Annotated in this window: 6 protein-coding genes; 1 reads left to right on the top strand and 5 read right to left on the bottom strand. The window is 71.9% G+C overall.

Going from position 1 to position 12,626, the window contains the following annotated elements:
• Positions 1-14 precede the first annotated feature (14 nt).
• Genes WMF29_RS29450 through WMF29_RS29435 form a run of 4 tightly spaced genes read right to left on the bottom strand, consistent with a single transcriptional unit; the run spans position 15 to position 3,934 of the window.
• Positions 15-629: a hypothetical protein gene (locus tag WMF29_RS29450; RefSeq protein WP_437323467.1), complete on the bottom strand. Its 615-nt coding sequence runs from the start codon at positions 627-629 to the stop codon at positions 15-17.
• Between the two features lie 58 nt (positions 630-687).
• Positions 688-1,755 (bottom strand): hypothetical protein, encoded by a 1,068-nt coding sequence (locus WMF29_RS29445; protein ID WP_437323466.1) that lies wholly within the window; start codon positions 1,753-1,755, stop codon positions 688-690.
• Positions 1,752-3,311, bottom strand: coding sequence for a FecR domain-containing protein (locus tag WMF29_RS29440; protein ID WP_437323465.1), 1,560 nt, complete (start codon positions 3,309-3,311; stop codon positions 1,752-1,754). Before WMF29_RS29440 ends, WMF29_RS29445 begins: the two co-directional genes overlap by 4 nt.
• On the bottom strand, positions 3,287-3,934 hold the full coding sequence (locus WMF29_RS29435) for an RNA polymerase sigma factor (protein ID WP_012238084.1): 648 nt from the start codon (positions 3,932-3,934) through the stop codon (positions 3,287-3,289). The genes WMF29_RS29440 and WMF29_RS29435 overlap by 25 nt, the downstream gene beginning before the upstream one ends.
• 154 nt (positions 3,935-4,088) lie before the next feature.
• On the opposite strand from WMF29_RS29435, the gene WMF29_RS29430 reads away from it, so the two are divergent.
• Positions 4,089-6,326, top strand: a complete 2,238-nt coding sequence (locus tag WMF29_RS29430) for a DUF3160 domain-containing protein (protein ID WP_437323464.1) — start codon at positions 4,089-4,091, stop codon at positions 6,324-6,326.
• Positions 6,327-6,582: 256 nt separating this feature from the next.
• Here the strand turns inward: WMF29_RS29430 and WMF29_RS29425 are convergent, their stop codons facing one another.
• Positions 6,583-12,621, bottom strand: a complete 6,039-nt coding sequence (locus tag WMF29_RS29425; protein ID WP_437323463.1) for an AAA family ATPase — start codon at positions 12,619-12,621, stop codon at positions 6,583-6,585.
• Positions 12,622-12,626: the final 5 nt, after the last annotated feature.

The raw sequence follows: 12,626 nt of genomic DNA, 5'->3' as shown, positions 1-12,626 counted from the left end.
GTGCGACCGTGGAGCTACGAGCCGCAGCGCTGGACCGTGTGATCTCCGTCGATCGGAAAGCTCGGGTTCTCCGTGCCGCGCACCTTCACGAAGAGCGAGGTCTCGTCGCTCTCGACGATCTCGAGCGTGCCCCAGTACCTGTTGCCTGTCCCACCCCCGCCGCCGCCGGCGCACCCGGCCATGGCTATGAACTGATGGAAGCCGATCCGTGGATTGGAAAGATCGATCAACCCGGGCGTGTTGAGCTCGGGCGGGATCATCAAGATGTGTTGCCAGACAGGCTCGGTTTTGCACGTGCCGTCGGACTCTATCTCGATCGGGATCACGGGCTGGGTACACTGCTGGACAGCGCTGCTGAAGAACAGTACGAGCGCGTCGGGATCAGCCCAGGGGTGCGGGTTGAGCGTGGGTCTGAAGGGGAGCGACTCGAAGTCCACGTCGCTGCCTCGCAGCGCGATCACGTGGGGGGTCGAGGCGTCGTTGTCTTCCTCGTCCGGGGCCTCGTCAATAGGCGTGATGGCCTCCGGAGAGCCCTCCCAATCCCCATTCTGAATGGGATTGAAGACGATCTCGCCACATCCGCTGTTCATCACCGCCATCGCTCCGAGGACCATCATCCATCGTTTCATTCGAACGACCTCCAGGTCAGGCTCCAGAGGTGAAGTCCCTCCGGCGCGTGACGGCGGCTCATAAAAACAGATCCAGCTCGATGCCGGCTGAAGAGAGGATGAACGGTTTGCCCCAGGTCGCTGTCTCTCGCTCGACGAACCGGACGGAGACACCCTGGACGAGCACGCTGGCGAGGGCGTCGGCGCGCAGCCGGAGACGCGGGGTCAGGGCGAAGGAGAGGCCGACGCCCGCGAAGGGGCTGGCGGCCACCGCGGCGGATGCGCTCGAGCGGAAGCCCTGGCTGGACACCCCCGAGCTCCAGAGCAACACGGCCGAGAGGCCGAGGTCTGCCGAGGCCGTCCATGGGCTGTCGCGCGGGGCCAGCTGGAGGCGCGCGCCCCCACCGGCGAGCAGGACGGAGAGATCGGCGGTGCCTTGCGATCGCTCGACCCGGTGAGGGCTGAGCGGAATCGCGGCGAACGCGATCGCGCCGACGTGCTCGCTCGGCATCCAGGAGAGGCCGACGTCGACGCTGACCTCCGCGCCGAAGCCGCCTGGGCTCAGCAGCACGCCGGGAGCGAGCGAGAGGCGGAGCGCCGGCGACGGCCTCTGGGCCGGCGCGGGCGGCGTGTCCGGCGCGCGCACCCGCAGCTTCTCGCGGATCTCGGGCGTCGCGGGCACCTCTCCGGGCGGGGGCGCGGGCAGGCCGACCTCGAGGAGGCTGGCGCGCAGGAGCTCGACGGCGCGGAGCGCGAGCGCCGCGTCGCGGTCGGGCGTGCCGCCGTCGTCCGCCATCTCGCGGAGGACGGTCTTGCCGGTCACCCGATCGGCGATCCAGATCTCGACGCCGCGCTCGGAGGGGACGGCGCGGATCGCGGCGATGGCGCCCACCTCGCGCGCCGAGGCCTCGAGGGACGCGCGCGACGCGGGCTCGGCCGCGGGGTCGAGGCGCTCCGCCCGGAAGCCCAGCGACTCGATCTCGGCCACGATCCGCAGGCCGAAGCGATCACCGGGGGCGCAGAGGACAGCGATGGTCGAGGGGGCTTCGGTCCGGGTCTCGTCGGCGCGCGCGCCCTCTGCGAGCGAGGCCCCGGCGGCGAGCGCGGCCCCGGCGAGGAAGAGGAGCGTCGCGGAGCGGCGTCTCACGGCGTCGGAGGCTCGGCGGCAGGGCCCGGCTCGCCGGGCGAGCCTCCGGGGGTGACTGGCCTGCCAGGCGAGCCTCCGGGGGTGACCGCCTTCGCGCCGCGCGCGAGCACGTGCTTCGCGTACCCCGCGTGCGAGCCGCTCGGATGAGCGGCGAGGTACTGCTCGGCCGCCCTCCGGGCGCCTGCCTCATCGCCCCGCCTGTCCTCCGCCTCGACGAGGCGCCCCGCGGCGTCGGCGGCGAACGGGCCCGCCGGCTGCTCGCTCAGGTACCGGGCGAACCAGCCTGCGGCGGCCGCGTGGTCCTTGCTCTGGTCCTGGGCGATCCTCCCCAGCATGAACGCGGCCGACGCCGCCTCGGGCGAGCCAGGGAACCGGGCGCGGAGGGAGGCGAAGGCCTGGGCGGCGCGCGCCGGGCTCCCGCCGAGCCGGGCGGCGTCGCCGAGCGCGCGCAGATCGCTCGCGCTCGCGGCATCGCAGAGCGCGTCGAAGCCGTCGCCCTCCGCGGCGGCCAGGGCGTCCCTGTACCTGGCCTCGAGGGCCAGGGCGCGCCACGACGACGCCTCTCGGCGCGCGGGCAGGGGAGCGACCGAGCCCCCGCCGCCCGCTTGCCGTTCCTGCGCGGCCGTCCGGGCGTCCGGGGCGCGGGCGGTCGCGAAAGGCCCTCTCGTCGTGGGCGCCGCGCTCGGAGCGGCCGCGCTCGTGGCCGCCGCGCCTGGAGCGGCTTCGCTCGGGGCAGGCGCGCCCTGGGGGGCCGCCGTCGAGGTGAGGCCCGAGGCGGCGTCGATCGAGCCCACCGCGAGGGTGTTCGTCGCGGCCGAGATGGTGAGCCGCTCGCCGGCGCGGACGGCGCGCGCATCACCCACCACCGGCCCGGAGACCGTGATCTCCCCCTCGCGCAGCGCGACCACGAGCTGCTCGGTCTCCGGGTTCCAGCGGGTCTCGAAGCGCGTCCCGATCACGTGGACCTGGAACGGCCCGACCCGCACCGTCCAGCGCGCGCCCTCGCGGTGGATGACCGAGAGATCGAGCGCGCCTCGCTCGAGGGAGAGCTCCGCGCCGTCCGCGTCCACCGAGGCGACGCGGGCGCGCCCCCCGGGCGCGAGGCGGAGCAGCGAGCCGTCGGAGAACCGGATCGGCAGCTCCGCCGTGGTCGGCGCGGCGATCCACGCGCCGACGACCCCTGGCTCGGCCGTCCCGAGCTCGAAGCGCATGGGAGCGCGGGGGCGCGCCACGAACGCCACGGCGAGCGCGGCGACGACCAGCGCCGCCGCCGCCGCCAGCGAGACGGCGCGCCGCGCCGCGAACGGCCTTCCAGGCGCCGGCAGTCCGGGGCCGCTCGCCGCGCCATCGCCGCGGAGCCTCGCCAGCCGCGGCGCTCCGGGGGACCCGTGGCGGAGCCCCCATCCACGATCGGCTTGCTCCGTATCGGGCAGCCGCGCCGCCGCGAGCAGCCGCGCTCGCCCGCGCTCGCGATCGAGCCGCGCCGCCGGCGTCCGGTCCTGCAGCTCGGCCACGTGCCGCCCCAGGGCGGTCAGCGGGCGCTCGGATTGCCCCACCGGGTACCTCCATCCAGCCACGCCTCGAGCGCGGGTTGCTTGCGGGCTTCGGCCTCGAAGCGGGCGCTGGCGCGGGCGAGCCGCCGCTTGATGGTCGCGAGCGAGGTCTCGCACGCCGCGGCGACCTCGGTGAGCTCCATCCCGTCGATGAACCGGAGCGCGAAGGCGATGCGCTCGTCCACCGGGAGCGCGTCGAGGACCGCGTAGGTCGCGCGCAAGGCGTCCAGCACGTCGCCCGACGCCGCGCCGGACTCGACCTCGGGCAGCTCCTCGCTCGGCAGGAACCAGAGCCAGCTGCGCCGCTTCCTGCGGGTGATCGACGATCGCGCCACGTGCACGGCGATCATCGTGAGCCAGCCCTTGAGCGCGCTCGGGTCCTCCAGGCCCGGCAGCGAGCCGAGCGCGCGGACGAAGACGTCGTGGTGCAGGTCGGCCAGGTCGTGGCTGAAGCCCAGCAGCCGGTAAAGCACCCGGTGGACGTGATCCGCGAACCGGTCGTAGAGCGCGGCGCGCGCCCCCGGGTCGCCCCGCCGGAACGCGTGCACGAGGGTCGCATCGTCGCCAGCGAAGGCCCGCTTCGGGGCGGGCGGCGGTGGTCGGACGAGCTTCAAGGGGCGGGTCAAACGGGGCTCCTCTGCTGAAGTCCCGCGAGGGGAGGCTCACGGCTCAGGGGGTCGCGCGATCGTCCCCGAGGCCGGAGAAGAGCCCACGGCACCACCTTTGCCTGCGAGGCCGTCGCGCCCCGGGCCGAGGGGCACGCTTCGAAAGGGGAGCACGATGCGCAACCTGCTTCTTCGCCTTCACGTCGTCCCGATCCTCGTTGCCCTCGCCGCCGGCTGTTCGGGCGAGGGGAGCCAGCCCGCGCCCGGCGCCGGCGGCACCCAGCTGCCGGCCACGGAGCTCGGGCCCGAGCAGCAGGCGGAGCTCACCGCGCTGCTCGCCGAACAGGAGGCCTCGGCGAGCATGACGGCCGAGGACTTCGCCTCGCGGTACCCCGTCCCCTTCGCGTCGGGCCTGTCCTATGCGCCGGCGGAGGCCGCGGGCCTCTCGCTCCTCCAGGGCACCGCGCTCGCCCTCGACGAGGGCGAGCTCGCGAAGCTCTCCGAGAACGGCTTCGTCATCTCGAGCAAGAAGTCCTTCCCGACCTTCGCCTACGGCTACAGCAGCATCTACGCGCTCGACCTGCCGCTCTACGTGTCCGCGGACTCGATCCTGTTCGCGGTCCACCGCTCGTACGACGCGATCCTCAAGGAGGTGGAGCACGCCTCGCTCGCGCCCGAGCTCGGGACGATGCTGAAGCAGATGCGCGCGCGGCTCGCCGAGGGCGCCGGAGCAGAGCTCGGCGCCGAGGCGCGCGCGGACGCGGATCTCTTCACGGCCGTCGCGCTCGCGCTGCTCGAGGGCGCGCCCGTCGCCCCCGTCGCGGGCGCCAGCGCCGCGGTGATCGACGAGCTCGTCGCGGGCGCCGAGGCCCACGACGGCATGGCGGCGGTCCGCCTCTTCGGCTCGGAGCGGCTCATGGACTTCTCGCAGTTCGAGCCCCGCGGCCACTACGTCGACGAGCTGTACCCCGAGCTCGCGCGCTACTTCCGCAGCATGATGTGGCTCGGCCGCGTGGATTTCCGCTTCCTCGAGACCCAGCAGGACGGCACCCAGCGCTTCCAGCGGCGGCACCTCGAGGGCGCCTACGTGCTGCGCGCCTTGGCCGACGCGGAGACCCTCGCGCGCTACAAGCGCATCGACGACGCCGTCCAGGCCTTCGTCGGCGAGAGCGACTACATGACCCTGCCGGAGCTCGACGACCTGCTCGCCGACCTCGGCCTCAGCGACGCCTCCGGCCTCGCCGGCGTCCCGGACGCGCGGATCGCCGACGTGATCGTGAAGGAGGGCTACGGCACCCAGCGGATCTCGAGCCACATCATGATCAACGGGCTCGGCAAGGGCACATTGCCCCTCTCGTCGAGCTTCGCGCTGCTCGGCCAGCGGTACGTCGTCGACTCCCACGTCTTCTCGAACGTGGTCTTCGACCGGGTGCAGGGCGGCGCCGTCAAGCGCATGATGCCGGACCCGCTCGACGTGGGCTTCGCCGCGCTCGGCAACGATCAGGCGGGCCAGCTGCTCGCCCCCGAGCTCGGGCAGTTCGGCTACGCGCCCGATCTGCACATGATGCGCGTGCTCGTCGACGCGCACCCCGAGGACTTCTGGGGCAAGAACCTCTACAACCGCTGGCTCGGCGCGCTGCGGGAGCTGTCGCCGGCGCGGGCGATCGGCGACGGCGAGGGGCTGCCGGGCGTGACGAAGACCGAGGCGTGGGGCCGTCGCCTGCTGAGCACCCAGCTCGCCTCCTGGGCCGAGCTCCGCCACGACACCCTGCTCTACGCCAAGCAGTCGTACACGGGCGGCGACACGTGCGAGTTCCCGGACGCGTACGTCGACCCGTACCCGTCTTTCTTCACGCGCATCGCCGAGCTGGCCGAGCACGGCGTCGAGATCGTCGGCGCGCTCGATCTGTCGAGCGCGCCGCAGCTCGGGGAGAGGGTGTCGGCGTACTTCTCGCAGCTCCACGACGTCGCGCGGACGCTCGGCGAGATGGCCGCGAACGAGCGCGCCGGCCTGCCCCTCACCCAGGAGCACCTCGATTTCATCAACCAGGCCGTGAAGGTTCAGTCGGTAGGGTGCGGTGCGCCCTATGTCGAGGGGTGGTACATGCAGCTCTTCTTCGACCGGATGAAGATGCTGGAGCAGGATCCGACGATCGCCGACGTGCACACCCAGCCGACCGAGAACGGCGCGCCGGTCGGCCGCGTGCTGCACGTGGGCACCGGCCTGCCGCGGCTCATGGTCGTGACGGCCGATCCCTGCGGCGGCGCGCCTCGCGCGTTCGTGGGGCTCGCCTCGTCGTACTTCGAGGCCGTCACCGAGGACTTCGAGCGGATGGACGACCAGCAGTGGGCCCGTACGGTCCTGAGAACGACCCCCGACGTGCCCTGGATGACGGACCTCGTCTCCCGCTGATTCCGCTCATCTGGAGACGCGGCGCTCGGCGCTGGCCGCCCCGTGAATTCGTGCCGAGTCGTGCCGACTTGTGCCGATCGGGGCCCGCTGCGCGCCAGCGGGATCATGGTGCTCGATCGATCCCGCCAGCCTTCCCCGTCAGCCTGAACGTACTGCCTTCATGCGCTTGTCGCCATTTCGATCTCGCGCTGGAGGCAAGCTCGCGGAGGAGAGGGAGCTCAGCGCATGACGTTCATCCAGCGACTGTTCAAGGGAGTTAGGCCTGTGGGAGCAAGTCCCCTCGGCCGTCCGTCTCCGACCCAGCCTCCGCCGGGTGCAAAGGCAGCTCGACGATGAAGGTGGCGCCCGCGCCCGGCGCGCTCTCGACGCGGATGGTGCCGCCGTGAGAGGTGACGATCCACCGGACGATGTAGAGGCCGAGGCCGAGACCCCCGAAGTTGCGGACGGAGACGGCGCGCTCGAAGCGCTCGAAGATCCTGGCCTGATCGGCCTCGGCGATCCCCATGCCGTGATCGCGCACGACGAGCAGCGCACGGCCTTCCAGGCCACGCACGACGACGTGAATGGGGGCTCCCGCGCCGTACTTGAGGGCGTTGGACAGCAGGTTGATGAGGACCTGCTCCAGGCGCGACGCATCCCAGTCGCCCACCACGGGCCCGTCCAGATCGAGCTCGGTGCGGCAGCGGGCGTCGTCGAGCTGCTGGTGCATCCGCTCGACGACCTCGCGCGTCAGGGCCGCCAGATCGACCGGCGCGCGCGCGAGCGAGAGCCGTCCGGCGTTCATGCGGGTGACGTCGAGCAGCTCGTTGATCAGGTGGGCGAGGCGCGCGATCTGGCGGTTGAGGACCTGTATCGCCGCGTCGATGCGCTCCGGAGCGACCTCGGCGCGCTGGAGGCGGGGCAGGAGGCGGGCGAGGAGGTGGGCCTGCATCTTGAGCGAGGTGAGGGGAGTCTTGAGCTCGTGCGAAGCGACGAGGAGGAACTCGTCGCGGCGCTCGATCGCCACCTGGGCCTCGGCGAACAGGCGGCTGTTGTCGAGCGCGAGCGCGGCGCGGCTCGCCAGCTCCTGGGCCAGCCACAGGTCGGCGGGGCGGTAATGGCGCCTCGGCGCGGTCGCCAGCAGGGTCATGACGCCGAAGCGCCGGTCGCGCGCGAGGAGCGGGACCCGGAGGAAGGAGTGAACGCCGAGCCCCTCGAGGAGCGGCGCCGCGCGGACGTCACCCACCTCGGGCCTGTCCGGCGACATCCCTGCCAGGGGCCGCAGCGCATCCATCACCGCGCCTGCAAGCTCGGCCGGCACGCCTGCGGTGACCGCGGTGACCGTCCGCCCCGCGGTGTCCTGGGCGAGGTGCACGTCGTCGATGACGCACCGGTCGGCGAGCTCGGGCACGGCGAGCTGCGCGACGCTCTCGAGGGTGGCGCCGTAGCCGAGGGCCATGAGCTTGCGGCTCGCGTCGGCCAGGAAGCGCTCGGCGAGCTCGGCGCGCTTGCGCTCGGTGATGTCGGTGGAGATGCCGCAGAGCACGCCGGGCATGACGCTCTCGCCGAGAGGGAACTTGAGCGAGAGGAAGGTGTGCGGCCCGTCTTCCATCATCACCTCCTCCTCGAACTCGAGCGGCTCGCCCGAGTCGAGCACCCGCCGGTCGTTGTCGGCGATGATCTCTAGTTTCGTGGAAGGGAAGAGCTCGGCGGTCGTCTTGCCGATGATCTGAGCGGGCGGCACGCCCAGGAGGCGGCCCACCTCGCGGTTGGCGAGCAGGTGCCGGCCGTCGCGATCCTTGAGGTAGATGGTCGCAGCGGAGTTGTCGACGATGGCTTGCAGCGTGGCCTGGCTTCCGCGGAGCTCGCGCTCAGCCCGCCGTCGCTCTGCGTTCTCCTGCTCGATATCGGTGTAGAGCATGGCGTTCTCGAGCGAGATCGCCGATTGCGACGCGAGCAGCTCGAGCACGGTGAGCCGCCCGGGGGTGAACGCGCCGGCCACCAGCTTGTTCTCCAGGTAGAGCAGGCCGAGCAGCCGCGCCTGCCGCACAATCGGGAGGCACAGCACCGATCTCGGCCTCTTGCGCGCGAAATACGCGTCCTCCGAGAAGGGGTGTCGCCCGGCGGCGTCGTCGAGCAGCACGCGCTCGTGGCTGCGGCGAACGTAGTTGAGGATGGATTGCGGCAGCGCGTCCGCCGCCGCTTCGCCCGCGTCGACCAGCCGCGCGGCGCTCCCGGACGCGGCGATCGCCGCCGCCGTGGACAGGCGATCTTCCCGGAGCAGGAGCACGTACCCCTCTCCGGCGCCGGCGTGCTCGACCACGATGCGCAGGAGCATCTCGAGCAGACGCGGGAGCTTGAGCTCTCCCGAGATGCTCTGGGAGGCCTTGACGACGGAGAGGACGTCGAACTGCTCGGCGCGGACGGCGAAGGTGACGGTGGGGGCGATCGGCTTCCGCTCGACGAGGAAGGGATAGCGCTGATCGAGCTGCTCGACCTTGGCGTGCGCGCCCCAGCGGAAATAGGCGGCGCGGGCTCTCTGGAGGTAAGCGTCGGCGGGCGTGGACAGGCCGCGGTCGCGGTAGAGCCGGGCGGCGAGCTCGCAGGCGATGGCCTCGTGCTGGACGAAGCCGCCCTCGCGCGCCGAGGAGATGGCCTGCTCGTAGAGCCCGATGGCCTCCAGGTCCTGGCCGCGGAGCCGCGCGATCTCGGCGCGGACCAGGGCGTGTTTGTGGAGGAAGTTGTCGGGGCCGCTCGCGGCCCACTCGCCGAGCTGCCGCTCGCAGGCGAGCAGCCCGTCCGGGAGCTCCGGCCGGGGCGACGGCGCCGCGGCGCGGCCCTCGTCGTCGTCGGCGAGCGCGGCCAGCGCGAGCGCGCGATAATAGAAGCACTCGGCGTACAGCGCGTTCGTGTCCATCTTCCAGTCGTAGTCGACGACCACATGGGCCGTCGCCGCGACCGTCTCCCGGGGCGCGCCGAGGACGAACGTCGCCTGCGCCTTCATGCTGAAGTGGAAGCAGCCAGGGACGACCCCGCCCTCCTGGACGAGCCGCGCCTCGAAGGCCGCCTGATCCAGCTCGGCGCCATCCAGCATCGCGTAATGGACCGGCCTGCCGCGCAGCGTCTGGATGAGGTGCCGTGCGCCGAGGAGGACGTCATAGACGAACGCGTAGCCGGCCTTGCGCACGAAGCCGAGGCGGTCCTCGGTCAGGTGGAGGGCGTCCTCGAGCGGCTCGCCGGAGAGCAGCGGGAACATCGCAGCCCAGATGCAGTTGTAACACGCGTTGTTCCAGTCGCCGCCCTCCAGCGCGGCGTTGAAGCCGCGGCGCGCAGTGAAGCCGGTCTCCCGGTAGTGGCGCGTCCAGAAGACGACCTGCTGCCCGAACAGGGTGAACACCGCGCCCTTCGTGGCGAGGGCGTGGCCCCTGTCCGCGAGGTCGTGACCGAGCTTCCCGAACAGGTACGCCTCACGATAACGACCGAAGAGCGGGCCGAACATCCGCGCGAAGGCGGTGTACGCCTGGGCGGAGCTCTCCGCGTTGCCGTGGCGCAAGCTGAGCTTGACCATGCGCACGAGGAGCAGATAGTGCAGCTTCAGATCCACGAAGTAGGCAGGGATCATCACGCCGAGCAGGATGCGCATCGCGACCTTGATCTCGGGGTGATCCATGGGCGGCAGGTCGACCAGCGCCTCGATCCTCCGGTCGCCCAGCGCCTGCCAGACGCCCTCGGTCTCTTCCTTGACCTGCGCGTCGGTGACGGGGAGCGATAGCTCGATGTCCCAGGCGCGGAGGCACGAGAGCCCGAGCTCGACGGCGCGGGCGCTCTGCCCGCGGGTCACGTGCAAGGCGACGGCGAGCTCGACGACGGAGGCGCGCTCGATCCTGGTCCTCGCGCGCTCCATGAGCTCTTCGAGCAGCCGCTCGGCCTCCTCGAAGCTGCCGGTGGCGTAGGCGGCGTGCGCGCGCTCGAGGCTCAGGTCGTAGGTCAGATCGTACCGAGTCTCCCAGCGCTCGCGGGGATCTTGCGCGAGGAGGGCCATGCCCGCGGCGAAGAGCGCGGCGGCGGACTGGTAGGCCGCGGCGGCCTTGGCCATCCTGCCGGCGCGGAGGTTGAGGGCGGCGAGCTCGTCGCGCTCGGCCTGGGAACGGAGGAGCGCGGCGCCGCGGTTGAGGTGGCCGACGATGTCGAAGAGCGCGTCCTCGCGCTGCGCCTTCAAGAGCAGCTGGCCGATCCGGAGATGCACCTCGGCGAGCTGTCCTGGCGGGATGAGCGAATAAGCCGCCTGCTGCACCCGGTCGTGGAGGAACCGATAGGCGCTGTCCCGGCGGAGCAGCAGCCCTTCGCGGACGGCCTCCTCGAGCGCCTCGCGGAGCGCTTCCGCCGGCCGGCGCGCGACGATCTCGAGGGTGTCGAGGGCGAAGCTGCCGCCGAGGCAGGCGGCGAGCTTGACGGCGTCGCGCGTGGGGACGGGGAGCCGCTCCAGCTTGCCCAACATCAGCTCGACGACGTTGTCGGTGAAGCCCTTGTCGCGGATGGCGGCGATGTTCCACCGCCATGCGCCCTCGTCGGCGTCGAACGTGATGAGCCCCTCGTCGTGCAGCGCGATGAGGAACTGGAGCACGAAGAACGGGTTGCCGCCGGTCTTCTCGTAAACCAGCTGTGAGAGCGGCCCGACCTCCGCTTCGGGGGCATGCACCGCCTCGGCGACGAGCGCGCCGACGTGGGCTGCGGAGAGCGGCGCGAGGACGAGCTCGGAGACGGCGGCGCCGCGCTTTCGGGCCTCGGCGAGCGTGAGCCGGAGCGGGTGCGCGGGGCCGACCTCGTTGTCGCGGTAGGCGCCTATCAGCAGGAGGTGGGCGTCGCCGGAGAGCGAGGCGAGCTGCTCGAGCAAAAGGAGGCTGCCGGCGTCGGCCCATTGCAGGTCGTCGAGGAAGAGGGCGACGGGGTGCTCCTTGCGGGCGCAGGCGGCGACGAAGCGCTGGAGCGTGGCGAGCAGCCGGCTCTGGGCCTCGGCGGGCGGGAGCTCGGGCACGGGCGGCTGCGGGCCGAGGAGCAGGGCGAGCTCGGGGACCATGTCGGTGAGCAACCCGCCGCTCGCGCCGAGGGCCTCGCGGAGGCGCTCTCGCCAGCGCTCGACCTGCTGCTCGCTCGCGCCGAGGATCTCCTGCACGAGCCCCCGGAAGGCGTGAAGGAGGGGGCGGTAGGGGACGTCGCGCTTCAGCTGCTCGAACTTGCCGGAGAGGAAGAAGCCGCGCTCCCGTACGATGGGCCTGTGCAGCTCGGCGACGAGCGACGACTTGCCGATGCCCGAATAGCCCGAGACGAGCACGAGCTCTGGCCGGCCGTTCGCGACCACGCGCTCGAACGCGGCGGCCAAGGCCTGGAGTTCGCGCTCGCGGCCATAGAGCCGCTGCGGGACCTGGAACTGGTCGGAGACGTCGCGCTGTCCGAGCGGGAAGGGCTCGATGGCGCCGCTCTGGCGCAGCTGGGAAAAGCACCGGTCGAGATCGTGGCGCAGGCCGAGGGCGCTCTGGTAGCGCTCCTCGGCGGCCTTGGAGAGCAGCTTGAGGACGACGGCGGAGAGCTGCGGTGGTATCGATGGGACGAGCGTGTGTGGCGCCTCCGGCGCCTGGGCGATGTGGCAATAGACCCACTCGACGGGATCGCTGGCGCGGAAGGGAAGGGTGCCAGTCAGCATCTCGTAGAAGGTGACGCCGAGGGAGTACAGGTCGGTCCGCTCGTCGACCCGGCGGTTCATGCGGCCCGTCTGCTCAGGCGCCATGTAGGCGAGCGTGCCCTCGATGAGGCCGCCGTGCGCGAGCTCCTGGGCCTCGCGGGGGGAGAGAGAGGCGATGCCGAGATCGGTGATCTTCACCTCGCCGGAGTCGGGGTTGTAGAGGAGGTTCTGGGGCTTGATGTCCTTGTGAATGACGTGCCGCCGGTGCATCTCGGCGAGCGCGGCGGCGAGGCGCAGGGCGAGGGGGAGGAAGCGCTCGATCGACATCGCGCGCATCGGCCCGTCGCCATCGAGCAGCCGGTCGAGCGAGCGGCCGCCGAAGTCCTCGAGGACCAGGGTCATCTGATCGCGGAACGGCTCGATCCCGTAGGCCCGGACGACGACGGGCGACTTCAGGGCGGTGGCGACCTCGAGCTCGTGCTGGAGCCTGCCGAGGGCGCGTGGGCTCGCGTGGTCGCGCCGCAGGACCTTGAGCACCACCGGCCGGCCGTCCTCCTCGCGCCGCGCGCGGTAGAGGATCGTGTCCGCGCCTTGGTGCAACACCTCCAGCACGCGGTAACGTGGACTATCGAGCATAGGAG

Origin of the sequence: Sorangium sp. So ce381 (assembly GCF_051473845.1) — a bacterium.
Lineage (GTDB): Bacteria > Myxococcota_A > Polyangia > Polyangiales > Polyangiaceae > Sorangium > Sorangium atrum.
Note: the sequence above shows the minus strand (reverse complement) of the source record. Positions and strands in the feature narration are given on the sequence as shown.

Bases quoted from the DNA above. Each gene is read 5' to 3' on its own strand.
- WMF29_RS29430 (WP_437323464.1), top strand. From the start codon at position 4,089: ATGCGCAACCTGCTTCTTCGCCTTCACGTCGTCCCGATCCTCGTTGCC.
- WMF29_RS29425 (WP_437323463.1), bottom strand. From the start codon at position 12,621: ATGCTCGATAGTCCACGTTACCGCGTGCTGGAGGTGTTGCACCAAGGC.
- WMF29_RS29450 (WP_437323467.1), bottom strand. From the start codon at position 629: ATGAAACGATGGATGATGGTCCTCGGAGCGATGGCGGTGATGAACAGC.